The organism is Pseudomonas sp. GL93 (assembly GCF_003408955.1).
Taxonomy (GTDB): domain Bacteria; phylum Pseudomonadota; class Gammaproteobacteria; order Pseudomonadales; family Pseudomonadaceae; genus Aquipseudomonas; species Aquipseudomonas paracarnis.
In genome coordinates, this window is the sequence record NZ_NKRF01000129.1 from 165,610 (window position 1) to 191,394 (window position 25,785).

The following is a 25,785-nucleotide window of genomic DNA, read 5'->3' on the forward strand; positions in this document are numbered from 1 at the left end:
CGTGGCTTAGCTCGCAACGGGCGGCTTGGCCACCGAACACAGACGGATCGAGTCCGCGAGAATCTCAATCGCTTTGGGGCGCGGGAAGCTGGCGCGCCAGGCAATCGCCACGGTACGGAACGGCACCGGCGGCGTGAGTGGGCGCACTTCGATCACGCCCTGAGCGTAGTGATGGCTGTCTACCGCAGACAGCGGCAGGATCGAGATACCCAGGCCGGAAGCGACCATATGGCGAATGGTTTCCAGGGAGCTGGATTCCACCGTGGTGTGCTTGGCGCCGTCGTTGCCCTTGGTCAGGGTCGGGCAGGCTTCCAGCACTTGGTCGCGGAAGCAGTGGCCTTCACCGAGCAGCAGCAGGCTCTTGTCATTGAGCAGGCCGGCGTCGATGGTGTCCTTCTTGGTCCACGGGTGGGAGGCCGGCATCAGCACGTAGAACGGCTCGTCGTAGAGCGGCAGGGTCAGCACGTCCGCTTCGTTGAAGGGCAGGGCGATGATGATCGCGTCCAGCTCGCCGTTGCGCAGTTTATCGCGCAGCACATGGGTGAAGTTTTCTTCGATATACAGCGGCATCTGCGGCGCGACACGATGCAGTTGCGGGATCAAGTGCGGGAACAGGTAGGGGCCGACCGTATAGATCGCGCCGACCTTGAGCGGCGCGGTCAGCTGGTTCTTGCCGGCCTGGGCCAATTCGCGAATGCTTTGCGCCTGTTCCAGGACCTTCTGGGCCTGGGCAACGATGCCTTCGCCCACGGGGGTGAGGCGCACGGCACTCTTGCTGCGCTCGAAAATCAGCACACCGAGTTCGTCTTCAAGCTTTTTCACACCCACCGACAGCGTCGGCTGGCTGACGTGGCAACGCTCGGCTGCATGGCCGAAGTGCTGTTCTTGGGCGAGGGTCACGATGTAGCGTAATTCTGTGAGAGTCATAGCGGGCGTCCATGAGGTTGCGGGCCAAGCATACCGGCTGCAATCGATAGACGCACGTTATCAGAACTTTGTGCGGGATTGAGTGGGGAGTATCGGAATTTTACTGACGTCATCAAGCGACTGTGGGAGGGAGCAAGTCCCTCCCACAGTGCTCTGTCAGCGGCGACGCTTGTCGATGTTGTAAACGAACGGCGCGACCAGTTCGACGCTGCCGTTTTTCAACAGGTCTGCCGGAGGCTTGGGCAGCGGCTGAGCCTTGCGGATCATCTCAAGGGTTGCACGGTCCAGGTCGGCGTTGCCGGAGCGGCCTTCCAGTTCGTAGGACAGCACATTGCCTTCGCCATCGACCACGAAGCGCAAGCGGTTCATACCTTCCTTGCCACTGCGTTGGGCGCCGGGCGGGTACTTCTTGTACTTCTGCAGATGCGCCAGCAACGTGCTTTGCCAGGATGCCTGGGCGGCCAGCTGCTGTGCCGACGGGCCCGGTGTCGGCTGGGCGGACTTCTGCGCAGGTGCGTTGCTCGGCGGCGTTTCGCTCGGTGGCTCCTCGGAAGGCTTCTCCTTGGGCGGCTCGGGCTTCTTCTCCACCGGCTTTGGCGGTTGTGGCTTAGGCTTGGGCTTGACCGGCTTGGGCACCTGGATCGTTGGCTTGGGCGCCTCGGCCAGCTTCGGCAGGGGCAGCTCTTCGACCGGTGGCGGCGGCGGCGCAACGACCTTGGGCGGTGCTGGAGGCGGCGGCGGTGCTGGCAGCGGCGCCAGGTCGATGACCATGGCGGCGGGTGGCAGCTGGATCGCCTGCGGCGCGGACCATTGGAGCGCGATGATGATCGCGACGGCATGCACGCCCAGCACGACGGCGAGGCTGGTGCCATAACGCGTCAGTTTGTGGCGCGTCGTGATCATTTCTTGGCTGCCGTCTCAAGTCCGACCAGGCCTACCTTGAGGTAGCCGGCGGCCCGCAGGGCATCCATCACGCTCATCAGGTCGCCATAGTCCACGCCTTTGTCGGCCTGGAAGAAGATCGTCGTGTCTTTCTTGCCTTGGGTCTTGGCGTCGAGCACCGGCCCCAGGGTTTCAGCCTTGACCTCTTCTTCGCCCAGGAACAGGCGTTGGTCCGCTTTGACGCTGAGGAATATCGGTTTCTCTGGCCGCGGCGCCGGCTTGGCGCTGGACGCAGGCAGGTCCACTTTGATGTCCACGGTCGCCAGCGGTGCCGCCACCATGAAGATGATCAGCAGCACCAGCATCACGTCGATAAACGGCGTGACGTTGATTTCGTGGTTCTCGACGAGTTCGTCGTCGCCTTGATTCAAATGCAGGCCCATGGCCGATTACCCCACTTTCACCATGTGCGGTTGCGAGCTGCGCTCGATAGGCAGGTGATCGAGGTCACGGCTGACCAGCAGCAGGACTTCTGCCGACGCATCCGATACCTGGGCCTTGTAGCCGGCGATCGAACGGGCGAAGACGTTGTAGATCACCACCGCTGGAATCGCGGCAACCAGGCCCAGGGCAGTAGCCAGCAGGGCTTCGGCGATGCCGGGGGCAACGACGGCGAGGTTGGTGGTCTGGGTTTTGGCGATACCGATGAAGCTGTTCATGATGCCCCACACGGTACCGAACAGGCCGACGAAGGGCGCAGTGGAACCGATGGTGGCGAGTACGCCGGTGCCGCTGCTCATGTTACGGCCGCAGGCGGCAACCAGGCGCTCCAGGCGGAAGCTGACACGCTCCTTGATGCCTTCTTTTTCGCGGGTGTTGGCCGACAGGCGCATTTCTTCGAGTGCGTCGTGCACCAGCAGGTTAGCCAGGGTGCCCTTCTTGGTCGCGGTTTCGCTCGCTTCCTTGAGGGTGGTGGCTTTTTTCAGGTGGACGATTTCAGCGCGCAGACGACGCTTGGCGCCCAACAGCTCGAAGCCTTTGGCAATCCAGATGGTCCAGGTGATGATCGAGGCAATGGCCAGGCCGATCATCACAGCCTTCACTACCACGTCGGCATTCTGGTACATGCCCCATGGTGACAGGTCGTGGGCCATGCCCAGGGTGTTGTCTTCTTCCAGCACCGCGCCGGTTTCGTCGGCAGGGGCGGCCGCGCCGGCGGCCTGGGCCGGGTCGGTGGCCACTGGCGCGACTGCAGGCGCCGCCGGGGTAGTAGTATTTTGCTCGGCAGCTGCCGGAGCGGCGGGGGCAGTGGCGTCAGCGAAGGCGGCGGTCGGTGCCAGCAGTACGCTGAACAGCATCGCAGCAATCGCACGCCAGGCGCGGGAGGGACTGTGAAGCTTGGTTGGCGAAGCGGGTTTTGTATGACGTGTCATGCTGGCCGGACCTGAGAGAAAAAATGGGTGATCGTCCTTCCAGACCCTTGGGGTCGAGGACAAATGGGCGGTTATTATTGCAAGTAATTCTTGTTAACAGAAGTAATACAGTAACTTTATTTGTGCTTTTTCTGGCCGTTGGTCATCTCTGGCGGCTAATCTGCGCCTTTAAGAATGGAGTTTTGTGATGTCTGTGCCTTCTGTTGTGATTGCCGGTTGCGGTGATGTGGGTAGTCGGCTGGCTAGCCAATTGCTGGCCTCGGAATGGGAGGTTCACGGCCTGCGCCGCGATATTTCGCGCTTGCCCGACGGGGTGGTCGGCATCGCCGGCGACCTGTTCAAAAAAGATTGCCCTGACACCTGGCCGATCGGCGGGGGGGATTACCTGGTGTACTGCGCCGCTGCCACCGACCACGACGAGGCCGGCTATCGCGCTGCTTACGTGCAAGGGTTGCTGCATGTGTTGGAGTGGCTGGACGACTACGGCCAGACGCCCAAGCATTTGCTGTTTGTTTCCAGCAGCAGTGTGTATGGGCAGCAGAACGGCGAGTGGGTCGACGAAACGTCCGAGACGCAAGCGAAGGGCTATTCCGGGCAGGTGATGCTGGAAGCTGAACAGGTGGCGCTCAACAGCGGTATTCCAGCGACCATCGTGCGCTTGACCGGCATCTACGGCCCTGGCCGTGAATGGCTGCTGACCCAGGTGCGTCAAGGCTATCGCGTAGCGGTTGATCCGCCGTTGTATGGCAACCGTATCCACGCTGATGACGCCGCGGGCCTGCTCGCCTTTTTGCTGCGGCATGTGGAAAAGGGCGGAGCATTGGAAAAAGTCTACATCGGCGTCGACGATGCGCCTGCGCCATTGGCCGAAGTAGTGGCCTGGCTGCGCGAGTATCTGGGTGTGACCGAGTGGGCCGAGGACGCCAGTGTGCGCCGTGCTGGCAGCAAACAATGCAGTAATGCACGTATCAAGGCGCTTGGCTGGATGCCGACATACCCGACTTACCGGGAAGGCTATGCGGCGATTCTGAAAGGCTGAAGCGCGGCAAAAAATGTGGGAGCTGGCTTGCTGTGGCGAGGGAGCTTGCTCCCGCTGACTGCGCAGCAGTCTCCGGTTGTTTGGGGGCGCTTCGCCCCCCGGCGCAAGCAGGCTTGCTCGCCACAGCAAGCCAGCTCCCACATTTGGATTTGGGTGAGGCTGTTATTACTTTTCAAGCAACCATTGGCGAGGGCCAGGCGTGAACTGGGGCACTTCATCGGCCTGCGCGGTATTGATCGCCTGGAAGATCTCCAGTTGCTCACCTTTGCGCGCGAAGATCCAAGGGTTGCCCTGGCCGTTCAGTTGCAGCCAGATGCTGTCATAGCCGCCGCTCATGGAAGCGCAATCGCCTGCCAGGCAGAGTGAATAGCGATCAACCCCCGGCAGGCCGGCGACCTTGCCGTCTGCCTGGAATTGCACCGTGGCACCGCTGCCGGTGCCGTCGCTGATCTTCCAGTCGCCGCCCATATAGGCCGCGTACAACGCGCGTTCGAAGTTGGCGCCCAGTGGCGCGCCTTCTGGGGCCGGGTCTTTGGCGCGGGCAAACAGCTGCTCGGGCTCGTTGTCGTTGGCCACTTGCAGCAGTTGCTTGCCTTTGCGCTTAAGCTCGGTGGCAGAGCTGCCATAGAAATCCACGTTCCACGCGCCGGGCTTTTCAGCCAACAACTTGCCTTCCGCCACTTCAAAACCGTTGTAGTAGCGCGCCTGCAAGGCCTTGGTGTTGACCTCCCACTCAAGGTTGGGCCCATAGGACTGCAGGGCTTCACGCAAAGGGCCGCCCTTGGCCGCCGCGTCGATGGCGGCCTGGTTGATCCAGGTACCGCTCACATCCAGGTCGGCGGGGTTGCTGGCACAGCCGCCGAGCAACAGGGCGAGCAACGAGGAGGCTACAAGCGCTTTGCGCATTACGAAATCCTTCTGAAACGAAGTCGGCGCAGCCTGTTGGGGCTGCGCCGGGTGTTTTACTCGATGACCAGAATGGCGTCCATCTCAACCTGTGCACCCTTTGGCAGGGCGGCAACGCCGATGGCGGCGCGGGCTGGGTAAGGTTGCTCGAAGTACTTGCCCATGAGCTCGTTGACCTTGGCGAAGTGGCTGAGGTCGGTGAGGAAGATGTTCAGCTTGACGATGTCCTTGAACGAACCACCGGCAGCTTCAGCCACGGACTTGAGGTTTTCAAAGACCTGTACGGTCTGGGCTTCGAAGCCTTCAACCAATTCCATGGTCTTTGGGTCCAGTGGGATCTGGCCGGACATGTAGACGGTATTGCCCGCCTTGATCGCCTGGGAATAAGTGCCGATGGCGGCTGGAGCTTTATCGCTGGTGATAACTGTCTTGGTCATGAATGACTCCTTGTAATGGATCGGTTATGCACGCATGCGGGTGATGCGGATCACACCGGTCAAGGCGCGCAACTTTTTGATCACGCGGGCCAGGTGCACGCGGTCGTGCACGCTGACCACCAGTTGGACCACGCTGATGCGACCATCGCGTTCGTCCATGCTGATTTTCTCGATATTGCCGTCGGCGGCGTTGACGCTGCTGGCCAACAGGGCGATCAGGCCGCGCTGATGTTCCAGCTCCACCCGCAGCTCGACGTTGAATTCGCCGGTGACATCCTTGGCCCACGAGAGCTGGATGCATTTTTCCGGGTTGTGGCGGATTTCGGTGATGTTGCGGCAGTTGTCCAGGTGCACCACCATGCCTTTGCCTGCGGACAAGTGGCCGACAATCGGGTCGCCCGGGATCGGCGTGCAACATTTGGCGTAGCTGAGCACCAGACCCTCGGTGCCGCGAATCGCCAGCGGGCCTTCCGGGCTCGGCAGCTGTTCGCCTTCGCCCAGCAGGCGGCGCGCAACCACGTAGGCCATGCGGTTGCCCAGGCCGATGTCTTCCAACAGGTCTTCGATGGTTTCCTGGCGGTACTCGTGGAGCATCGCTTGCACGCGCTCTTGCGGGATCTTGTCCAGGGCGCTGTCGAAGCCGTTGAGTACCTTGTTCAGCAGGCGTTCGCCCAGGCTGATGGACTCGGAGCGGCGCTGCAATTTCAGCGCGTGGCGAATATGCGTACGTGCCTTGCCGGTGACCACAAAGTTGAGCCAGGCCGGGTTCGGGCGAGCGCCCGGTGCACTGACGATCTCCACCGTGGAACCGCTTTGCAGCGGCTCCGACAGCGGGGCCAGGCGCCGGTTGATCCGACAGGCGATGCAGCTGTTGCCGACATCGGTGTGCACCGCGTAGGCAAAGTCGACCGCCGTTGAGCCTTTGGGCAGCTCCATGATCCGGCCTTTGGGCGTGAACACGTAGACCTCGTCCGGGAACAGGTCGATCTTCACGCTTTCGATGAATTCCAGGGAGTTGCCGGCACGTTGCTGCATTTCCAGCACGCCCTTGACCCATTGGCGCGCGCGGGCATGGGTGCCTTTGGGCTGCTCGTCGCCGCTGGATTTGTACAGCCAATGGGCGGCGATGCCGTTGTTGGCCATCTCTTCCATTTCGCGGGTGCGGATCTGGATCTCGATCGGCACGCCGTGCATGCCAAACAGGGTGGTATGCAGCGACTGGTAGCCGTTGGCCTTGGGAATTGCGATGTAGTCCTTGAAGCGGCCCGGCAGGGGCTTGTACAAATTATGTACAGCGCCTAGTACGCGGTAGCAGGTATCGACTTTGTCGACGATGATCCGGAACGCATAGACGTCCATGATCTCGTTGAAGGCCCGGCGCTTGCCGCGCATCTTCTTGTAGATGCCGTAGATGTGCTTCTGCCGGCCGCTGACCTCGCCCTCGATCTCGTCGATCGCCAGGCAATGGCTCAGGGACTCTTCGATCTTGTTGACGATTTCCTTGCGGTTGCCCCGTGCGCGCTTGACCGCCTGGTAGATGCGCGCCGAACGCATGGGGTGCATGGCTTTAAAGCCCAGGTCTTCGAATTCGATACGAATGGCGTGCATGCCCAGCCGGTTGGCGATGGGGGCATAGATTTCCAGGGTTTCCTTGGCGATGCGTCGGCGCTTTTCGCCGGACAGCACTTCCAGCGTGCGCATGTTGTGCAGCCGGTCGGCCAGCTTGACCAGGATCACCCGAATGTCTCGGGCCATGGCCATGGCCATCTTCTGGAAGTTTTCCGCCTGGGCTTCGGCCTTGGTCTCGAAGTTCATCTGGGTCAGTTTGCTGACCCCGTCGACCAGTTCGGCCACGGTTTCGCCAAATTGCGCACTGAGCGCTTCCTTGGCAATGCCGGTGTCTTCGATCACGTCATGCAGCATCGCGGCCATCAGGCTCTGATGGTCCATGTGCATGTCGGCAAGAATATTGGCCACCGCAAGAGGATGGGTGACATACGCCTCACCGCTACGGCGGCGCTGGCCGTCGTGGGCTTGTTCGGCGTAGAAATACGCTCGGCGAACCAGGTTGACCTGGTCTGCGCCGAGGTAGGCCGATAAGCGATCGGCGAGGGCGTCTATGCTCGGCAAAGTGTGAACTCCTGCCGATGGCTGTGACCCCGCGCCGTGCTACGTCGACCAGGCATAGGCTTAGACGTCCTCGTTGGACTCGCCTTCGAACGCTGCAAACAGCGGTTCGTCTTCAACGATTTCGGCGTTGGCGATGAACTCGTAGCTCATCAGGCCTTCAGCGATTTCACGCAGGGCTACAACGGTAGGCTTGTCGTTTTCCCACTGGACCAGGGGCTCTTTGCCGCCAGTGGCCAGTTGACGGGCACGCTTGGTAGAGAGCATGACCAGCTCAAAGCGGTTATCCACGTGTTCTAGGCAGTCTTCAACGGTTACGCGGGCCATGGTATTCCTCGGAGCGAATGCAAGATGCGCGCTGCCCGGTTGGGCGAGCGGACTAAGCAGTTTAAAAAATCACCAGCGTTTAGGGAAGCGCTGATTTTTCGCAGGCCTTCGCAAAACCGCTACAAGTGCCAATGTAAGGCCCTTGCAGCTGTTTTGGGAAGAGGCAATCAGCCGAGCAATTCGGCGAGTAATTTGCCGAAACGCTGCTGTTGGCGCTTTTGCTGCAGTTGGTTGGCGCGGAAAATCGCCTTCAAATCATCCAGGGCGTGGGTAAAGTCGTCATTGATGATCAGGTAGTCGTAGTCGACGTAGTGGCTCATCTCGCTGACGGCCTCACGCATACGGCCCTCGATGATCTCATCGCTGTCCTGGCCGCGGTTGGTCAGGCGTTGGTGCAGGGCCTGGAGCGATGGCGGCAGGATGAAGATGGAGCGCGCCTTGGGCATCAGCTGGCGCACTTGCTCGGCGCCCTGCCAGTCGATTTCCAGGATCAGGTCGTGGCCTTCGTCCAGGGTCTGCTGCAGGTGGCTCTGCGAGGTGCCGTAGAGGTTGCCGAACACTTCGGCGCGCTCCAGGAAGTCCCCGTGTTCGATCATCTTGACGAACTCGGTACGCTCGACGAAGTGATAGTGCACGCCGTCCACTTCGCCCGGGCGCATGGCGCGGGTGGTGTGCGAGACCGAAATGCGGATCTGCTCGTCGGCGTCGGTCAAGGCCTTGACCAAGCTGCTCTTGCCCGCGCCCGAAGGGGCGGAAATGATGTAAAGGGTGCCGGTGCTGTGGGTCATGGAGGTTGCCTTACTCAATATTCTGTACTTGTTCGCGCATTTGCTCGATCAACACTTTGAGGTTGACCGCCGCCGTGGTGCTGCGCGGGTCGAACGCCTTGGAGCCCAGTGTATTGGCTTCGCGGTTGAGTTCCTGCATCAGGAAGTCCAGGCGCCGACCGGCGGCACCGCCGGACTTGAGCACGCGGCGCACTTCAAGGATATGGGTACTCAGGCGGTCGAGTTCTTCGGCCACGTCGCTCTTCTGCGCGAGCAGGACCATTTCCTGTTCCAGGCGCGTCGGGTCGAGGTCGGCCTTCATGTCGGTGAAACGGTCGAGGACCTTCTGGCGCTGGGTGGCGAGCATCTGTGGTACCAGCTCACGCAGGGTCACTACGTCGGCTTCGATCGACGTCAGCCGCTCGCTGATCAGGCGCGCCAGTTCGGCGCCTTCGCGCTCACGGCCGGCCTTGAGTTCCTTCAGGCCCTGGTTGAACAGGGCGAGGGCTTCGGCATTCAGGGCCTGTGGGTCAGCCGCGTCGGCCACCAGCACGCCAGGCCAGGCCAATACTTCCAGAGGGTTCAATGCGGCCGGCTGCTTGATCAGCCCAGCGATGGTTTCGGCTGCGGCCACCAGTTGGGCGGCGCGGTCGCGGTCGACCTGCAGCGGCTTGCCGGTGGTTTCTTCGGTAAAGCGCAGGGTGCATTCCAGCTTGCCGCGGGAGATGCCCTGGCGCAGCGCTTCACGCACGGCACCTTCGAGGTCGCGGAATGACTCTGGCAGGCGCAGGTGCGGCTCCAGGTAACGGCTGTTGACCGAGCGCAGCTCCCAGCTGAGGGTGCCTTGGGCCCCGGCTTTTTCGACACGGGCGAAGGCGGTCATGCTGTGGACCATGGAGGTACCTCGCGTTGGATAAATAGAAATTGGCCAGGCCGACCTGTAGGAGCGAGCTTGCTCGAGAAGAACGCAAGGGCGCCGCGCTGAATCAGGAAGCCCCCGTAATTGTTGGCGTTTTTCGCGAGCAAGCTCGCTCCTACAGTCTGGAGGCGCAGGATTGTAGCGCAGTGGGAGGGGGGCGCCCAAACCCGGGCATTGGTAACCGGATTTTTTAGAAGTGCCCCGAACCGGCTTGCGGCTCTATAATGCTCGGCAGTTTTTCGTCCTCAGTACAGGTATCCCCTATGAAACGTCCAAGTGGTCGCGCTGCCGATCAGCTCCGCTCGATCCGCATCACCCGCAACTACACCAAACACGCCGAGGGATCCGTACTGGTCGAGTTTGGCGATACCAAGGTCATCTGCACTGTCAGCGTCGAAAACGGCGTTCCGCGCTTCCTCAAAGGCCAGGGCCAGGGTTGGTTGACCGCTGAATACGGCATGCTGCCGCGTGCCACTGGCGAGCGTAACCAGCGTGAAGCCAGCCGTGGCAAGCAAGGCGGGCGTACCCTGGAAATCCAGCGCCTGATCGGCCGTTCCCTGCGTGCCGCCCTGGATATGTCCAAGCTGGGTGACGTCACGCTCTACGTCGACTGCGACGTGATCCAGGCTGACGGCGGTACCCGCACGGCATCCATTACCGGCGCCATGGTGGCCCTGGTTGACGCTTTGAAAGTGATCAAGAAGCGTGGCGGCCTGAAGGCGGGTGACCCGCTCAAGCAGATGATCGCCGCTGTGTCGGTTGGCATGTACCAGGGCGAGCCTGTGCTGGACCTGGACTACCTGGAAGACTCGGCCGCCGAGACCGACCTCAACGTGGTCATGACCAGCACCGGTGGTTTCATCGAAGTGCAGGGCACTGCCGAAGGCGCGCCATTCCAGCCGGCTGAGCTGAACGCCATGCTGGCCTTGGCCCAGAAAGGCATGACCGAAATCTTTGAATTGCAGAACGCCGCGCTGGCTGACTGAGCCGGCCCCAAGGAGAAACGCCATGAATGACAGCCAGTTGCCGGTTCCGGCACCGTCCAAGGAAGTACGCCAGTGGGCAATGTTGTGTCATTTTGCGGCATTCCTGGGGTTGGTGTTTCCCTTTGGAAGCTTGCTGGGGCCGTTGATCCTGTGGCAGTTCAAGAAGGACATGGACCCGCTCATCGATGACCAGGGCAAGGAGGCGCTGAATTTCCAGATCACCGTGGCGATCGCCTGGCTGGTGTGCCTGTTGTTGGGCTTCGTGGTGGTCGGATTCTTGCTGATGACCGTGCTGGTGATCGGGGCGTTGATACTGACGATCATCGCCGGTATCAAGGCCAACAAAGGCATTGCCTATCGGTATCCGTGGACCTGGCGCCTGGTCAAGTAACCGAGCGGCCACAAAAAAACCGACATCACTGTCGGTTTTTTTGTGCCTGGAAAACGACCTCAGATGGTCAATGTCCAGTCGTAGTCCACGATCAGCGGCGCGTGCTGCGAGAAGCGCGGCTGGCGGGGCAGGCGTGCACTGCGTACGAACCGGCGCAGACCTGGGGTCAGCAGCTGGTAGTCGAAACGCCAGCCCAGGTTGAGCATCTCAGCCTGTTCGTTATCTGGCCACCAGCTGTACTGGTCGCCTTCGCGGCTGACTTCGCGCAGGGCATCGACATAGCCCATGTTGCCGACAATCTCGTCCATCCAGGCGCGTTCCGGCGCCAGGAAACCTGGGGATTGCTGGCTGTCGCGCCAGTTCTTGATATCCAGCTTTTGTTGCGCCACGTACAGCGAGCCACAATAAATGTACTCGCGACGTTTGCGTCGCTGTTTATCCAAGTAACGGGCGAAATCGTCCATTAGCTTGAATTTCTGGTTCAAGTCTTCATCGCCGTTCTGCCCGGAAGGAAGCAGCAAGGTCGCGATGCTGACCTTGTCGAAATCGGCTTGCAGGTAACGCCCGTAGCGGTCGGCTGTCTCGAAGCCGAGGCCGCTGATGACCGCCTTGGGTTGCAACCGCGAGTACAAAGCCACGCCACCTTGGGTGGGCACTTCGGCATCGCAGGCATAAAGGAAGTAGCCATCCAGTTGGAAGGCTGGGTCGTCCAGTTCAAAGGCGGAGGCACGGGTGTCCTGCAGGCAGATGACGTCGGCATTCTGTGCTTGCAGCCAACTGAGCAAACCACGCTCGACTGCAGCCTGAATACCATTAACGTTCACACTGATGATCCGCATAAATGGCCCCAAAAATCGCGTGCGTGTATGATACACGCCGTCCACCCAATTAGCTAAATCCGTGGTATCTGAGGCTTTTTTCATGCAGGCGTATCAGCGCGATTTCATTCGTTTTGCCATCGATCGCGGCGTTTTACGCTTCGGTGAGTTCACTCTCAAGTCCGGGCGCACCAGCCCGTACTTCTTCAATGCGGGCTTGTTCAACTCAGGTTCGGCCCTGGCTCAGCTGGGCCGTTTCTATGCGGCAGCCATCGTTGAGAGCGGTATTTCCTTCGACGTACTCTTTGGCCCGGCCTACAAGGGTATTCCCCTGGCTGCGGCGACGGCGGTCGCCCTGGCGGAGCATCACGGGCAGGACTTGCCGTGGTGTTTCAACCGTAAGGAAGCCAAGGCCCATGGTGAAGGCGGCAGCCTGGTCGGCGCGCCATTGACCGGCGATGTGCTGATCATCGATGACGTGATCACCGCAGGTACTGCTATCCGTGAAGTGATGCAGATCATCGCTTCCCAGGACGGCGCCAAGGCTGCCGGCGTGCTGATCGCCCTGAACCGCCAGGAGCGCGGCAACGGTGAGTTGTCGGCGATCCAGGAAGTGGAGCGCGATTTCGGCATTCCGGTGGTGAGCATTGTGTCGTTGAACCAGGTGTTGCAGTTCCTGGAAGATGACCCGCAGCTCAAGCAGCATTTGCCGGCGGTGAAGGCGTACCGCGAGCAGTTTGGCGTTCAATAAATAATTGGCACACATCAAAAAGCCCCACCCTCTGTAGGAGCGAGCTTGCTCGCGAAAAACTTGAAGGCGCCGCGTTTATCCAGAATAAACGCGTCATCGTTAACGTTCTTCGCGAGCAAGCTCGCTCCTACAGGAGGTGGGGCTCGTTTGTATATTAAGGACGCTTGCGGTTACTGATCAGCGTGCCCATACCGGTATCCGTGAAAATTTCCAGCAGTACCGCATTCGGCACGCGGCCATCAATGATCAGCGAGCTGCCGACGCCGCCTTGTACCGCTTCCAGCGCGCAGCGGATTTTCGGCAGCATGCCGCCGTAGATGGTGCCGTCGGCGATCAGGTCATCCACCTGTTGGGTGGTCAAGCCGGTCAGTACCTTGCCTTCCTTGTCCATCAGGCCGGCGATGTTGGTCAGCAACATCAGCTTTTCAGCCTTCAATGCTTCCGCCACTTTGCCCGCCACCAGGTCGGCGTTGATGTTGTACGACTCACCATTGGCGCCCACGCCGATCGGCGCGATCACCGGGATGAAGTCACCCTTGACCAGCAGATTGAGCAGGTCGGTATTCACGCCCACCACTTCACCCACCTGGCCGATATCGATGATTTCCGGCTGGGTCATCTCGGGTGTCTTGCGGGTAACGGTGAGCTTTTTCGCACGGATCAGCTCGGCATCCTTGCCGGTCAGGCCGATGGCACTGCCGCCGTGGCGGTTGATCAGGTTGACGATGTCTTTGTTGACTTGGCCGCCGAGGACCATTTCCACCACGTCCATGGTTTGCGCGTCAGTGACACGCATGCCATCGATGAAGTGACTCTCGATCGACAACCGCTTGAGCAGGTCGCCGATTTGCGGGCCGCCGCCGTGGACGACCACGGGGTTGATCCCTACGGCCTTCATCAGCACGATGTCGCGGGCAAAGCCGGTTTTCAGCTCATCGCTTTCCATGGCATTGCCGCCGTACTTGATCACCAGCGTCTTGCCGACGTAGCGTCGAATATAAGGCAACGCTTCGGACAGGACCTTGGCGGTGTTGGCAGCGGCTTCGCGTTCGAGGGTCATTCAGGGCTCCGGGCAAAAAATCAGAACGGTAATTGGAGATCAGGGGCAACACGTTTCAACTGGGCGTGGAACACGTCCTTGATGCGCTGCAACTCAGCCTCGGTATCCGCCTCGAAACGCAGGACCAGCACCGGTGTGGTGTTGGACGCGCGAACCAGGCCCCAGCCTTTGGCGTAATCGACTCGCACACCATCAATGGTGGTCAGGTTGGCGCCTTCACCCCATTGCGCATCGTGCAATGCGTCAATGATGCTGAATTTGCTCTCCTCGGTCACATGGATATTGATCTCTGGCGTAGAAATATCATTCGGGAAGGTCTGAAACAGCTCTTCGGCCGTGGATTTCTCCTTGCTGAGGATCTCCAGCAGGCGAGCGGCGCTGTAAATACCATCGTCAAACCCGAACCAGCGCTCCTTGAAGAACACGTGGCCGCTCATTTCGCCGGCCAACAGCGCGCCGGTTTCCTTCATTTTCTTTTTGATCAACGAGTGACCAGTCTTCCACATTAGCGGGCGACCACCATATTCCTTGATCAATGGCGTCAGGCGACGAGTGCATTTCACGTCGAAGATGATCTCGGCGTTGGCATTGCGCGCAACCACGTCGCGGGCAAACAGCATCAACAGGCGGTCCGGGAACACGATCTCACCGGTTTCGGTCACAACGCCCACACGGTCGCCGTCGCCATCGAAGGCCAGGCCCACGTCGGCGCCTACTTCCTTGACCTTGGCAATCAGGTCCACCAGGTTTTCCGGCTTGCCTGGATCCGGGTGATGGTTGGGGAAGTTGCCGTCCACTTCGCAGAACAGGGGGATTACTTCGCAGTTCAGGGCTTCGAGCAGTTGCGGGGCAATCACGCCCGCTGCGCCGTTGCCGCAGTCCACCACGACTTTCAAGCGGCGGGCGAGCTTAACGTCACGGGTGATTTCATCGGAGTAGCGCTGGAGGATATCGACCTTGGTGATGCTGCCGGTGCCGCGGGTCAAGTCGTTGGTCTTCAGGCGGGTGTGCAGGGCCTGGATCTGTTCATTGGCCAGGGTGTCGCCAGCGATGACGATCTTGAAGCCGTTGTAGTCCGACGGGTTGTGGCTGCCGGTGAGCATGACCCCGGATTTGCCGGCCAGTACGTTGGCGGCGTAGTACAGCGCGGGGGTTGGCACCAGGCCGACGTCGCTGACGTGGCAGCCGCTGTCAGCCAGGCCCTGGATCAGTTGCTCGACCAGCTCCGGGCCAGACAAGCGGCCGTCACGGCCTACCGATACGTTGGGTTCGCCCTGGGCCAGGCTCTGGGAGCCGATGGCGCGGCCGATCCAGTAGGCGGTTTCGGCGGTCAGGGTCTTGGGGACCACACCACGGATGTCATAGGCGCGAAAAATGCTGTCGGGAAAGGTCGGGGCTACGCGGGCTGCGGTACTCATCGCGGGGGAAACTCCATCTGAAAGGGGGCAAGGCAGGCCTGATGTGGCTGGCCGGCAGGCTCAAACTGAAGGGTATGACGGCGTTTTCGGCAGAGAGTTCGTGGTGTAAAAATGCCATCGGCGCTTTGGCGCTAGCATTGTTTTTACGTAGTCCTTTGATTTCATTAGAGAAATCTCGATGATTTTTTCCGCGCATTCTTCATCCTGAAAAGCCGGGCGGTGGCGCGTGGCCGGACGATTGCATCCGGCCACGTTCAGCTTAGTCAGTGACTGCCGGAATGCCCAAAACCACCTGCGCCGCGTTGGGTTTCGTCGAATTCCTGCACCAATTCGAAATGCGCCTGCACCACCGGCACCAGTACCAGTTGGGCGATGCGCTCGCCGACGGCGATGTTGAAAGCAGTCTGGCCACGGTTCCAGCACGACACCATCAACTCGCCCTGGTAGTCGGAGTCGATCAGGCCGACCAGGTTGCCGAGCACGATGCCATGTTTGTGACCCAGGCCGGAGCGCGGCAGGATCAGCGCCGCCAAGCCAGGATCGCCGACATAGATCGACAGGCCAGTGGGGATCAGGATGGTCTGGCCCGGCTCAAGGAGGGTGTCCTCCTTGAGCATGGCGCGCAGGTCCAGGCCGGCGGAGCCCGGTGTGGCGTAGGTCGGCAGAGGGAATTCGTTGCCGAGGCGTGGGTCGAGGATCTTGGCTTGCAAAGCGTGCATGGACATTAAACCTGGTTCAGCCGTTGGGCGATAAAAGAGATCAGTTGGCGGGCAATCTTGCCCTTGCTGGTCTGTGCGAAAAGGGTGGCGTGCAGTTCGCGGTCGATCACGCTGCACGCATTTTCCTCGCTGTTGAAGCCGATGCTCGGGTTGGCGACATCATTGGCAACGATCAGGTCGAGGTTTTTGTCTTTCAGTTTGCGTGCGGCGTAGTCCAGCAGGTGCTCGGTCTCGGCAGCGAAGCCGACGCTGAACGGACGGTCCGGACGGGTAGCGATGGTGGCCAGGATGTCCGGGTTACGCACCATTTGCAGGAGCAGGCCGTCGCCGCTCGTAGGGTCTTTCTTCAGCTTCTGCGGGGCCACGACCTCCGGGCGGTAATCCGCAACCGCTGCCGAGGCGATAAACAGGTCGCAGGGAATGGCGGCTTCGCAGGCCGCCAACATGTCCCGGGCGCTGACTACGTCGATCCGCGTGACGCGATCAGGGGTGGGCAGATGCACAGGACCTGTGATCAGTGTGACCCGTGCGCCTGCCTCGACCGCGGCTTCTGCCAACGCAAAGCCCATTTTTCCTGAGCTATGGTTGGTGATGTAGCGCACCGGGTCGATGTTTTCCTGGGTTGGGCCAGCGGTGATCAGCACGTGCTTGCCGGTCAGGGCCAGGTGCTGGAAGCACTCGGCGGCGCATTGCGCGAGGTCCGTGGCTTCAAGCATGCGGCCCAGGCCCACGTCGCCGCAGGCTTGGCTGCCGGACGCCGGGCCGAACACCTTGAGGCCGCGGGTTTGCAGGAGTTGGGTATTGGCCTGGGTGGCCGGGTCGCGCCACATGGCCTGGTTCATGGCCGGTGCGATAGCGACGGTGGCGTCGGTGGCCAATACCAGGGTGGTGAGCAGGTCATCGGCAATGCCCTGGGCCAAGCGGGCGATCAGGTCGGCGGTGGCCGGTGCGATCAGCACCAGGTCAGCCCATTTGGCCAGTTCGATATGGCCCATGGCGGCTTCTGCTGCCGGGTCCAGCAGGTCGAGGTGAACCGGGTGGCCGGACAGGGCCTGCATGGTCAGCGGGGTGATGAACTCACTGCCGCCACGGGTCATGACCACGCGCACTTCGGCGCCCTGGTCCAGGAGCCTGCGAACCAACTCTGCGCTCTTGTAGGCGGCAATGCCGCCGCCGACGCCGAGAACGATGCGTTTCCGATACAGACGCTGCATTGGTTTGCCTTTCCAGTTCAGTGATGCCAGTTCAGTGACGCCTGCGATGACCCCTCCCCAGGTGAAATCGCAGGCAAAAAAGAGGGCCCTACGATAACACAGCGCCCGCCGGGCAACAGCGGAGCAGATACAGGGAGGTGGGATGAGTATTCGTGATTGGCCCGTGGCGGAGCGTCCGCGGGAGAAGTTATTGGAAGGCGGCGCAGCTAGCCTGTCCGATGCCGAGTTGTTGGCGATTTTCCTGCGTACGGGGGTTGCCGGCCGAAGTGCGGTGGATCTGGCGCGCCATCTGTTGGCGCAATTCGGTGGCCTGCGCCCGTTACTGGAGGCCAGCCAGACGCTGTTCAGCCAGCATCTGGGGCTGGGGCCGGCGAAGTTCGCCCAACTGCAGGCGGTGCTGGAAATGTCCCGGCGCCACCTGGCTGAGCGCTTGCGGGCTGACTCGGTGCTGGAAAGCCCGCTGGCCGTGCGCGAGTACCTCAAGGCGATGCTGCGCCATGAGCCCCATGAGATCTTCGGTTGCCTGTTCCTGGATTCCAAGCATCGGGTGCTGGGGTTCGAGATCATGTCCCAGGGCACCATCGACGCTGCGATTGTCTATCCGCGACAGGTGGTCAAGCGCGCCTTGGCGTACAACGCGGCAGCGTTGATCCTGTGTCATAACCATCCGTCGGGGAGCGCGGAGCCCAGTGCGGCTGATCGAAAATTGACCAAGCTGCTGCAAAAGGCGCTGGACGTGGTGGATGTGCGGGTGCTGGACCACATCATCGTGGGCGATGGTGACCCGCTGTCGATGGCTGAATACGGTTGGCTGTAATAACCCAGCCTCTGTAGGAGCGAGCTTGCTCGCGAAAAACCTGAGAGCCCCGCGGGGCGTCAGGCTTGCCGCGTCATCGTTGACGATTTTCGCGAGCAAGCTCGCTCCTACAGGTGGGGGCGTGTGCCTTAGGGCTTGAGGCTGACCTTCGAATAGTCCTGGCGCCCGAACGGGCTTACCTGGTACCCCTCGATGTTCTTGCGGGTCAAGGCAAACGCCGTCGGATGCGCCAGTGGCAGCCACAGCGCCTGTTGCTGGATCTGCGCCTGGGCCTGCTGATACAGCTTGCTGCGCACACCTTGCTCGCTGGTGGTCTTGCCTGCACTGATCAACTTATCCAGGGTGGGGTCGCAATAGCGGGCAAAGTTGGTGCCGGACTTCACCGCGGCGCAGGAGAACTGCGGCGTCAGGAAGTTATCCGGGTCGCCGTTGTCCCCGGCCCAGCCCATGAACAGCAAGTCGTGCTCGCCGGCCTTGGCGCGGCGGATCAACTCGCCCCATTCGATCACGCGAATCTCGGCCTGGATGCCAACCTTGGCCAGGTCGGCCTGCAACAGTTGGGCGCCGAGGTTCGGGTTGGGGTTCAGCAGGCTGCCGGTCGGGCGGGTCCATATCGTGGTCTTGAAGCCGTCCTTGAGCCCGGCGCGGCCCAGCAGCGCCTTGGCTTTGGCGAGGTCCTGCGGGTAGCCTGGCAACTCTTTGGCATAGCTCCAGGTGTTCGGCGGGTAGACACCGTTGGCCGCTTCGGCGGTGCCTTCGAACACGGCCTTGAGGTAGCTGCTCTTATCAAAGGCCAGGTTAATCGCCTGGCGTACTTCGGGCTTGTCCAGCGGCGGGTGCTGGCTGTTGATGGCGACGAATGCGGTCATGAAGGCGGCAGTTTTTTCCACCTTCAGTGCCGGGTCCTTTTCGGCCTCGCCCACATCCAGGGGCTTGGGTGACAGGGCGATCTGGCATTCATCGCGGTGCAGCTTCTGCAGGCGTACGTTGGCATCCGGGGTGATGGCAAAAATCAGGTTATCCACCGCCGGTTTGCCGGCGAAGTAGTCCGGGTTGGCCTTGTAACGCACCACGGCATCTTTCTGAAAACGCACGAACACAAACGGGCCGGTGCCGATGGGCTGGCTGTTGAGCTTTTCGGGTGTGCCTGCCTTGAGCAATTTATCGGCATATTCAGCCGGATAGATCGAGGCAAAGCCCATGCTCAGTGCGGGTAGGAAGGTGGAATCGGCATGGTCGAGGGTGAAGCGCACGGTCAGTGGGTCAAGGGCGTCGATTTTCTTGACCAGTGTGGGCAATTGCAGGGATTGGGCGTGAGGAAAGCCGCTCTGGGCGATCTTGTGCCACGGGTTGGCCGGGTCGAGCATGCGCTCGAAGCTGAAGCGTACGTCTTCGGCGGTCAGGGTGCGGCTTGGGCTGAAATAGCTGGTGCGATGGAATTTCACATCGGGGTGCAGTTTGAAGGTGTACGTGAGCCCATCGGGCGACACTTCCCAGCTGTCTGCAAGGCTCGGTACCAACTTGCCACTGGCCGCGTCGAATTCCACCAAACGGTTCATCAGCACGTCGGCCGAGGCATTGGTGGTGGTCAGTGAGTTGTACTGCACCACATCGAACCCTTCGGGGCTGGCCTCGGTGCATACGCTCAAGTTGGTGGCCGCAACGGCCATCGGCGCAATAAAGAGAGGGGCAAGCAATAGCGGTAGGGCAGCGAGGCGCATATTCGGTTTCCTGTGCAGATCGAAGGCCCATCTGCGAGTGCAGTCTGGAAAAAGCCTACCGTAGAGGTCTGATTGATAAATGACTAGCCCATTTTTGCCTGTGCTTTTGGCCTAAATGCTGTTTTGATGGCGCCTCAGCGTGTTTCGCCGTGCACTTCCCTGTGACCGCAGGCGTTGTAAATCATTCTGTGCGACGAGCGGTCGGCTGTTACAGCGGCCCCTCCTGGCAGCGGTTCAGGCACTTGTGGCCAAGATTCTCGCTGCTAAAAATACACAGGTTGTTGTTGCACTGGGGTCTTTCTGGTATAAAGCAGCGCTCTTTTCTAGGGGCCCGGTTCCTTCACTGTAGGTGTAGCCGGTAAGACCCTAAAGAAACGCGGCGCCTGGCGCCAAATGACTGAGAGATTAAGCGGCCAACCCATGCCGGGTTGGGCATGTGGTTTTAGAGGGCTGAGGCATGTCGAGAGTCTGTCAAGTTACCGGTAAGGGTCCGGTGACTGGGAATAACATTTCCCACGCAAATAACAAAACCCGTCGTCGTTTCCTGCCGAACCTGCAGCATCACCGCTTCTGGGTTGAAGAAGAGAAACGTTTTGTTCGCCTGCGTGTATCTGCTAAAGGCATGCGTATTATCGACAAGCGTGGCATCACTGTCGTGCTGGCCGAAATCCGCGCCGCTGGCAAGATCTAAGGAGCTCTATCATGCGTGAATTGATTCGAATGATCTCTAGCGCCGGTACTGGTCACTTCTACACTACCGACAAGAACAAGCGTACTACCCCGGACAAGCTCGAAAAGAAAATGTTCGACCCGCGCGTTCGCAAGCACGTGATCTACAAAGAAGGCAAAATCAAGTAATTGATTTTCTTCCTTGTGAAAAAAAGCCCGTATCTCACGATGCGGGCTTTTTTTTGCCTGATCGTTCCCACGCTCTGCGTGGGAATGCCGTCTCGGACGCTCAGCGTCCCGTTGTCGATCAATCAATGATCAGGCTTTCTCTTCGAACACCACGTAGATCTTGCGGCACGCTTCCAGCACTTCCCAGGTACCGCTGAAACCGGCAGGGATCACAAAGCGGTCGCCGGCCCGCAGGGTCTTGGCATTCCCCTCGGCATCACGCAACACCGACACGCCTTGCACGATCTCGCAGTACTCATGCTCGGTGTAGTTGACCTTCCACTGGCCCACTTCACCTTCCCAGACGCCGGCGTTCATCTGGCCGCATGGGCTGTTGTAGTGGTTGTAGAGTGTCTGCTCGGGATCGCCCTTGAGGATTTTCTCGGCGGCAGGGCGGTAGCGTTCGGGGGCGGTGTTGGCTTGGCTGAAATCGACGATGTCCTGGATGCTCATGTGCATTTCCCGTCTGGCCTGCGGTTGGAGAGCCCAAAGTCTATGTTTATTAAAATGAACATCGCAAGGGCGTTTGCCACCGTTATGTCAAATATATTGAAACATCCCCAGCCGCTGGTTTAGGGTGGCAGCTGCCTTGAGCCGAACAGCAGGCTGGTCGGGCAAGCATTCGTGATGGCGCCGGGATAAACCTCCCAGGCCCTTGTATTCAATAAGAGGAGGACACTCGCATGACCACCCTGACCCGTGCCGACTGGGAACAACGCGCCAAGGCTCTGAAGATCGAAGGCCGCGCCTATATCAATGGCGAATACACCGCCGCCGTTTCTGGTGACACCTTCGAATGCATCAGCCCGGTGGATGGGCGCTTGCTGGCCACTGTCGCCAGCTGTGATGCCAGCGATGCCCAGCGCGCCGTGGAAAATGCGCGTGCCACCTTCAATTCCGGCGTGTGGTCGCGCCTGGCGCCGGCCAAGCGCAAGTCCGTCATGATCCGTTTCGCGGCGCTGCTCAAGGCTAACGCCGAAGAGCTGGCGCTGCTCGAAACCCTGGACATGGGCAAGCCGATCAGCGATTCCCTGAACATCGATGTCCCCGGCGCGGCCCAAGCCCTGAGCTGGAGCGGCGAGGCGATCGACAAGATCTACGACGAAGTCGCCGCCACGCCCCACGATCAACTGGGCCTGGTGACCCGCGAGCCCGTGGGTGTCGTTGGCGCCATCGTGCCGTGGAACTTCCCGCTGATGATGGCCTGCTGGAAACTCGGCCCGGCGCTGTCCACCGGTAACTCTGTCATCCTGAAGCCGTCCGAAAAATCCCCGCTGACTGCCATCCGCATCGCCGCGCTGGCCGTAGAGGCTGGTATTCCAAAAGGCGTGTTCAACGTGCTGCCTGGCTATGGCCACACCGTGGGTAATGCGCTTGCGGTGCACATGGACGTCGATACCCTGGTGTTCACGGGCTCGACCAAGATCGCCAAGCAACTGTTGATCCGCTCCGGCGAATCGAACATGAAGCGTGTCTGGCTGGAAGCCGGTGGCAAGAGCCCGAACATCGTGTTTGCCGATGCGCCGAACCTGCAAGCGGCCGCCGAATCCGCCGCCAGTGCCATTGCCTTCAACCAGGGCGAAGTCTGCACTGCCGGCTCGCGGCTGCTGGTCGAGCGTTCGATCAAAGACACCTTCCTGCCGCTGGTGATCGAGGCCCTCAAGGGCTGGAAACCCGGCAATCCACTGGACCCAGCCACCACTGTGGGTGCATTGGTGGATACGCAGCAGATGAACACCGTGCTTTCGTACATTGAAGCTGGCCACGCCGATGGCGCCAAGCTGGTCGCGGGTGGCAAGCGCACCCTGGAAGCGTCCGGCGGCACCTACGTCGAGCCGACGATTTTCGACGGCGTGACCAATGCCATGAAGATCGCCCAGGAAGAGATCTTTGGCCCGGTCCTGTCGGTAATCACCTTCGACAGCGCCGAAGAGGCCATCGCCATCGCCAACGACACCCAATACGGCCTGGCTGCGGCGGTGTGGACGGCGGATATCTCCAAGGCACACCTGACGGCCAAGGCTCTGCGGGCCGGTAGCGTGTGGGTTAACCAGTACGACGGCGGTGACATGACCGCACCGTTCGGTGGTTTCAAGCAGTCGGGTAATGGCCGCGACAAGTCGCTGCATGCATTCGATAAGTACACCGAGCTGAAGGCGACCTGGATCAAGCTCTAAGCAACACTGCTGATCCCCCTGTAGGAGCGAGCTTGCTCGCGAAGAACCTGAAGGCGCCGCGTTTATCCAGCATGAACGCGTCATCGTTAACGTTTTTCGCGAGCAAGCTCGCTCCTACAGTTCGTTCTGCGAACCAATAATCCACAGGAGCGTGGCAATGCGTTGGGCGACTTATTTCGCCGTGCTGGCCTCGGTACTCAGTGTTGGCCTGGCCCTGGGTGTCAGCATGCCGTTGGTATCCCTGCGTCTTGAAGGCTGGGGTTATGGCAGTTTCGCCATTGGCGTGATGGCGGCGATGCCGGCGTTCGGCGTGCTGCTGGGGGCCAAGGTCTCCAGCCGTATGGCGTCCTGGCTCGGCACTGCCAACCTGATGCGCCTGTGCCTGTGGGCCGGTGCGGTGTCCATCGGCTTGCTGGCGATCCTGCCCAGCTACCCGGTGTGGCTGGTGCTCAGGCTGATGATCGGGGTGATTCTGACCATCGTATTCATCCTTGGCGAAAGCTGGATCAACCAACTGGTGGTCGAGCAGTGGCGTGGCCGGCTGGTGGCGCTCTACGGCTGTAGCTATGCCTTGAGCCAGCTGTCGGGGCCGTTGCTGCTAGGCCTGATTGGCACCGACCATGACTACGGCTTTTGGGTCGGCGCGGGCCTTTTGGTGGTGGCGCCGTTGCTGTTGCTGGGACGTACCGGGGCGCCGACAGCGGATTCGTTCAGCGTGACGTTTGGCGACCTGTGGCGCTTTTGCCTGGGCCTGCCGGCGATTGCCTGGGCCGTGGCGTTGTTCGCTGCCTTCGAAGCGATGATTCTGACGTTGTTGCCGGTGTACTGCCTGCAACAGGGTTTTACCGCCGAGATCGCCTTGGCGATGGTCAGCACGGTGGTGGTGGGCGATGCGTTGCTGCAATTGCCCATTGGCGCGCTGGCCGACTACCTGCCACGACGTACCCTGTTCCTGGCCTGTGCACTGCTGTTGCTGGCGTCGAGCCTCGCGGTGCCGTTATTGATGCACACCTTGCTGATCTGGCCGGTGTGGGTGCTGTTCGGCGCCAGTGCCGGCGGGTTGTTTACCTTGTCGCTGATTTTGATTGGCGAGCGCTACCGCGACGATGCGTTGGTGCGTGCCAACGCTCACGTGGCGCAGCTGTGGGGCATTGGCTGCCTGATCGGGCCGCTGGTGGCGGGGGCGGGCAGCCAGTGGATCAGTGGGCATGCGCTGGCGCTGCTGATGGCGGCAGGGGCGCTGGGGTTGGTGGTGTTGTTACTGCGCCAGGGGGCTTTCGGCGCTACGCAGCCGGCCTGACCTCGAAATGCAACCAATTGTAGGAGCGAGCTTGCTCGCGAAAAACCGGAGGGCGCCGCGTTAAACCTGATGCGCTGCGTTATCGTTGACGTTTTTCGCGAGCAAGCTCGCTCCTGCAGGGGTTTTAGAGCATGCGTTCCAGGCCAACGCGAGTGGCGAACCAGGCATTGAACCGCCGCCACCAGCTGCCGGGTTCGCGGGTCAGAGTGTGTATCTGGCCGTTGTCTTCTGTCACCCACACCACCTGGCCGTCCTGCAGTTTGGCCTCATAGCTCAACGCTGGCGCCATCCCTTCCAGCGCCAGGTTGCGCACGTGTTCGGCCAGCTCGGGGCTGTCCACCAGCACGCCGACTTCGGTGTTCCACAGCACTGAGCGCGGGTCGAAATTGAATGAGCCGATAAACGACTTTTCTCGGTCGAAGATCATCGCCTTGCTGTGCAGGCTGGAGTCCGAGCCGCGCCAGCTGCCATGCCGAAACAGGTGCGGGCCGCTGCTTGCGCTGGGGTCGCCGGGTTGCCGGCGCAGCTCATAGAGCTTCACCCCGTGCTCCAGCAACGCTTTGCGATACGGCGCGTAACCACCGTGCACGGCCGGTACGTCGGTGGCTTCGAGGGCGTTGGTCAGCAGGCGCACCGAAACACCCGCATCGGCACGCCCTGTGAGGTAGACCAGCCCGGGTTGGCCCGGCACGAAGTAAGCCGAAATCATGATCAACTCATGGCTGACCCCCGCCAGCTCTGGCGCCAGCTGAGTGGTCAGCAACAGTCGCGGGTCGGGGTCGGCCTTGGCCAGTACCTTGCTCGGTGCGTCCCACAGCGCCTGGTTCCAGGCCCAGATCAACTCGCGGCGCCAGATGTCCATGCGAGGTTGGGTCTGGTAAGTGCGCAGGCGGTTATACAGCGCGTGGTTCTGCTGACGGGACTGAGCCAGTGAGGCTTCAAGGCGCCCGCGGGCGACCGCGAGGTCGACCTTGGAGGGTTTGTTCGAGACGAAGTCATCGATAGGCTTGCTCAGGGCACTGTTCCAGTACTGGTCGAAGCTGTGACCCAATTGCTCGGCCACCGGCCCGACGCTGAGCATGTCGATGTCGGTGAAATTCAGGTTCGGTTCGGCGTCGAAATACTCGTCGCCCAGATTGCGCCCGCCAACGATGGCCACGCTGTTATCGGCCAGCCACAGCTTGTTATGCATGCGCCGGTGTTGCAGTGACAGGTTGAATACACGGCCCATGGCGCGCGTGATGCCGGTGCTACGGCCCAGGTGCAGCGGGTTGAACAGGCGTATCTGCACCTTGGGATGGGCGGCGAGGGTGGCGATGATCTGGTCGAGGCCATCGCTAGTGGTGTCGTCCAGCAGAATGCGTACGCGCACCCCGCGGTCGGCGGCCTTGAGCAGTTCGTCCACAAGCATGCGTGTGCTGATGCCGTCGTGCACGATGTAGTACTGCAAGTCGAGGCTGGTCTGGGCGTTGCGGATCAACTCGGCGCGCGCCATGAAGGCTTCACTGCTGTTGGGCAGCAACCGGAAGCCCGAGCGCCCTTGGTAGGGGGCGGCCTGGGCCTGGATCGAGCGACCGAACGAGGAGTCCTTCGCCGGCAGGGCGTCGCTGGGGATGCGCGGTGTATCGACCGTGGCGCAGCCGCCCAGGGCCAGGGCGCCCAACAGGCAAAACGGTAAAAGCCGTCGAATCATCAAGGAAACTGCTTCCAGGTCAGGGCGGTTGTGGCATATGACGGCAATTACTCGGGAAA

Annotated in this window: 26 protein-coding genes and 2 pseudogenes; 9 read left to right on the plus strand and 19 right to left on the minus strand. The window is 60.9% G+C overall.

Annotated elements, in window-relative coordinates:
* Window positions 1–6 precede the first annotated feature (6 nt).
* From CER19_RS26400 to exbB, 4 genes are all read right to left on the minus strand, one after another.
* Window positions 7–927, minus strand: a complete 921-nt coding sequence (locus CER19_RS26400; RefSeq protein ID WP_003195523.1) for a hydrogen peroxide-inducible genes activator — start codon at window positions 925–927, stop codon at window positions 7–9.
* Window positions 928–1,083: 156 nt separating this feature from the next.
* Window positions 1,084–1,830 (minus strand): energy transducer TonB, encoded by a 747-nt coding sequence (locus CER19_RS26405; RefSeq protein WP_003195521.1) that lies wholly within the window; start codon window positions 1,828–1,830, stop codon window positions 1,084–1,086.
* On the minus strand, window positions 1,827–2,252 hold the full coding sequence (exbD, locus tag CER19_RS26410) for a TonB system transport protein ExbD (RefSeq protein ID WP_003195519.1): 426 nt from the start codon (window positions 2,250–2,252) through the stop codon (window positions 1,827–1,829). Before exbD ends, CER19_RS26405 begins: the two co-directional genes overlap by 4 nt.
* A gap of 6 nt (window positions 2,253–2,258) precedes the next feature.
* Window positions 2,259–3,242, minus strand: coding sequence for a tonB-system energizer ExbB (gene exbB / locus CER19_RS26415; protein WP_116668540.1), 984 nt, complete (start codon window positions 3,240–3,242; stop codon window positions 2,259–2,261).
* Between the two features lie 187 nt (window positions 3,243–3,429).
* Between exbB and CER19_RS26420 the strand changes: the two genes are divergently transcribed.
* A complete protein-coding gene (locus tag CER19_RS26420; protein ID WP_116668541.1) occupies window positions 3,430–4,281 on the plus strand; it encodes an SDR family oxidoreductase in 852 nt (283 codons plus the stop codon).
* 165 nt (window positions 4,282–4,446) lie between these two features.
* On the opposite strand, the gene CER19_RS26425 is transcribed toward CER19_RS26420, so the two are convergent.
* From CER19_RS26425 to CER19_RS26450, 6 genes are all read right to left on the minus strand, one after another.
* A complete protein-coding gene (locus CER19_RS26425; RefSeq protein ID WP_116668542.1) occupies window positions 4,447–5,187 on the minus strand; it encodes a hypothetical protein in 741 nt (246 codons plus the stop codon).
* Between the two features lie 56 nt (window positions 5,188–5,243).
* A complete protein-coding gene (locus CER19_RS26430) occupies window positions 5,244–5,624 on the minus strand; it encodes a RidA family protein (RefSeq protein ID WP_116668543.1) in 381 nt (126 codons plus the stop codon).
* A gap of 24 nt (window positions 5,625–5,648) precedes the next feature.
* Window positions 5,649–7,754: a bifunctional GTP diphosphokinase/guanosine-3',5'-bis pyrophosphate 3'-pyrophosphohydrolase gene (gene spoT / locus CER19_RS26435; RefSeq protein ID WP_003195510.1), complete on the minus strand. Its 2,106-nt coding sequence runs from the start codon at window positions 7,752–7,754 to the stop codon at window positions 5,649–5,651.
* A 60-nt stretch (window positions 7,755–7,814) separates the two neighbouring features.
* Window positions 7,815–8,078, minus strand: coding sequence for a DNA-directed RNA polymerase subunit omega (gene rpoZ, locus CER19_RS26440; RefSeq protein ID WP_003195508.1), 264 nt, complete (start codon window positions 8,076–8,078; stop codon window positions 7,815–7,817).
* Window positions 8,079–8,245: 167 nt separating this feature from the next.
* Window positions 8,246–8,866 carry a guanylate kinase gene (gene gmk / locus CER19_RS26445; RefSeq protein ID WP_019818119.1) on the minus strand — a complete coding sequence of 207 codons (621 nt, stop codon included), beginning with the start codon at window positions 8,864–8,866 and terminating at the stop codon, window positions 8,246–8,248.
* Between the two features lie 10 nt (window positions 8,867–8,876).
* A complete protein-coding gene (locus CER19_RS26450) occupies window positions 8,877–9,740 on the minus strand; it encodes a YicC/YloC family endoribonuclease (RefSeq protein WP_116668544.1) in 864 nt (287 codons plus the stop codon).
* 287 nt (window positions 9,741–10,027) lie between these two features.
* On the opposite strand from CER19_RS26450, the gene rph reads away from it, so the two are divergent.
* Window positions 10,028–10,750, plus strand: a complete 723-nt coding sequence (gene rph, locus CER19_RS26455; RefSeq protein WP_003195497.1) for a ribonuclease PH — start codon at window positions 10,028–10,030, stop codon at window positions 10,748–10,750.
* A 22-nt stretch (window positions 10,751–10,772) separates the two neighbouring features.
* A complete protein-coding gene (locus CER19_RS26460; RefSeq protein WP_003195495.1) occupies window positions 10,773–11,141 on the plus strand; it encodes a DUF4870 domain-containing protein in 369 nt (122 codons plus the stop codon).
* A gap of 59 nt (window positions 11,142–11,200) precedes the next feature.
* Here CER19_RS26460 and CER19_RS26465 read toward each other — a convergent pair whose 3' ends face one another.
* Window positions 11,201–11,980 (minus strand): exodeoxyribonuclease III, encoded by a 780-nt coding sequence (locus CER19_RS26465; protein WP_003195493.1) that lies wholly within the window; start codon window positions 11,978–11,980, stop codon window positions 11,201–11,203.
* 82 nt (window positions 11,981–12,062) lie between these two features.
* Between CER19_RS26465 and pyrE the strand changes: the two genes are divergently transcribed.
* Window positions 12,063–12,710: an orotate phosphoribosyltransferase gene (pyrE, locus tag CER19_RS26470; RefSeq protein ID WP_017735762.1), complete on the plus strand. Its 648-nt coding sequence runs from the start codon at window positions 12,063–12,065 to the stop codon at window positions 12,708–12,710.
* 154 nt (window positions 12,711–12,864) lie between these two features.
* Here pyrE and argB read toward each other — a convergent pair whose 3' ends face one another.
* The 4 genes and pseudogenes from argB to coaBC all read right to left on the minus strand — a co-directional run bounded on the left by argB (window position 12,865) and on the right by coaBC (window position 17,121).
* Entirely contained in the window at window positions 12,865–13,770 is a 906-nt protein-coding gene (gene argB / locus CER19_RS26475; protein WP_032894535.1) for an acetylglutamate kinase, read from the minus strand.
* Window positions 13,771–13,790: 20 nt separating this feature from the next.
* A pseudogene (locus tag CER19_RS26480) lies at window positions 13,791–15,197 on the minus strand (phosphomannomutase/phosphoglucomutase); the annotation flags it as partial.
* A gap of 254 nt (window positions 15,198–15,451) precedes the next feature.
* Window positions 15,452–15,907: a dUTP diphosphatase gene (gene dut / locus CER19_RS26490; RefSeq protein ID WP_116668567.1), complete on the minus strand. Its 456-nt coding sequence runs from the start codon at window positions 15,905–15,907 to the stop codon at window positions 15,452–15,454.
* 5 nt (window positions 15,908–15,912) lie between these two features.
* Entirely contained in the window at window positions 15,913–17,121 is a 1,209-nt protein-coding gene (coaBC, locus tag CER19_RS26495) for a bifunctional phosphopantothenoylcysteine decarboxylase/phosphopantothenate--cysteine ligase CoaBC (RefSeq protein ID WP_003195481.1), read from the minus strand.
* A gap of 142 nt (window positions 17,122–17,263) precedes the next feature.
* Between coaBC and radC the strand changes: the two genes are divergently transcribed.
* Window positions 17,264–17,938 (plus strand): DNA repair protein RadC, encoded by a 675-nt coding sequence (radC, locus tag CER19_RS26500; protein WP_116668546.1) that lies wholly within the window; start codon window positions 17,264–17,266, stop codon window positions 17,936–17,938.
* Window positions 17,939–17,946: 8 nt separating this feature from the next.
* On the opposite strand, the pseudogene CER19_RS29265 reads toward radC, so the two are convergent.
* Window positions 17,947–18,037, minus strand: a pseudogene (locus tag CER19_RS29265) (outer membrane lipoprotein carrier protein LolA); the annotation flags it as partial.
* A 29-nt stretch (window positions 18,038–18,066) separates the two neighbouring features.
* Entirely contained in the window at window positions 18,067–19,659 is a 1,593-nt protein-coding gene (locus CER19_RS26510) for an ABC transporter substrate-binding protein (RefSeq protein ID WP_116668547.1), read from the minus strand.
* Window positions 19,660–20,116: 457 nt separating this feature from the next.
* Here CER19_RS26510 and rpmB point away from each other — a divergent pair, with 457 nt between their 5' ends.
* Together rpmB and rpmG are read left to right on the plus strand one after the other, a co-directional pair.
* The gene (rpmB, locus tag CER19_RS26515) at window positions 20,117–20,350 is read left to right on the plus strand and encodes a 50S ribosomal protein L28 (RefSeq protein ID WP_003176907.1); all 234 of its coding nucleotides are present in this window, start codon (window positions 20,117–20,119) and stop codon (window positions 20,348–20,350) included.
* Window positions 20,351–20,361: 11 nt separating this feature from the next.
* Window positions 20,362–20,517, plus strand: coding sequence for a 50S ribosomal protein L33 (rpmG, locus tag CER19_RS26520; RefSeq protein WP_003176906.1), 156 nt, complete (start codon window positions 20,362–20,364; stop codon window positions 20,515–20,517).
* A 129-nt stretch (window positions 20,518–20,646) separates the two neighbouring features.
* On the opposite strand, the gene CER19_RS26525 is transcribed toward rpmG, so the two are convergent.
* On the minus strand, window positions 20,647–21,009 hold the full coding sequence (locus CER19_RS26525; protein WP_014720478.1) for a cupin domain-containing protein: 363 nt from the start codon (window positions 21,007–21,009) through the stop codon (window positions 20,647–20,649).
* A 230-nt stretch (window positions 21,010–21,239) separates the two neighbouring features.
* Here CER19_RS26525 and CER19_RS26530 point away from each other — a divergent pair, with 230 nt between their 5' ends.
* Both CER19_RS26530 and CER19_RS26535 read left to right on the plus strand, forming a co-directional pair.
* Window positions 21,240–22,733: an aldehyde dehydrogenase gene (locus tag CER19_RS26530; protein WP_116668548.1), complete on the plus strand. Its 1,494-nt coding sequence runs from the start codon at window positions 21,240–21,242 to the stop codon at window positions 22,731–22,733.
* A gap of 157 nt (window positions 22,734–22,890) precedes the next feature.
* Window positions 22,891–24,033, plus strand: coding sequence for an MFS transporter (locus tag CER19_RS26535; RefSeq protein ID WP_116668549.1), 1,143 nt, complete (start codon window positions 22,891–22,893; stop codon window positions 24,031–24,033).
* 124 nt (window positions 24,034–24,157) lie between these two features.
* Here CER19_RS26535 and CER19_RS26540 read toward each other — a convergent pair whose 3' ends face one another.
* On the minus strand, window positions 24,158–25,726 hold the full coding sequence (locus CER19_RS26540; protein WP_116668550.1) for a phospholipase D family protein: 1,569 nt from the start codon (window positions 25,724–25,726) through the stop codon (window positions 24,158–24,160).
* Window positions 25,727–25,785 lie beyond the last annotated feature (59 nt).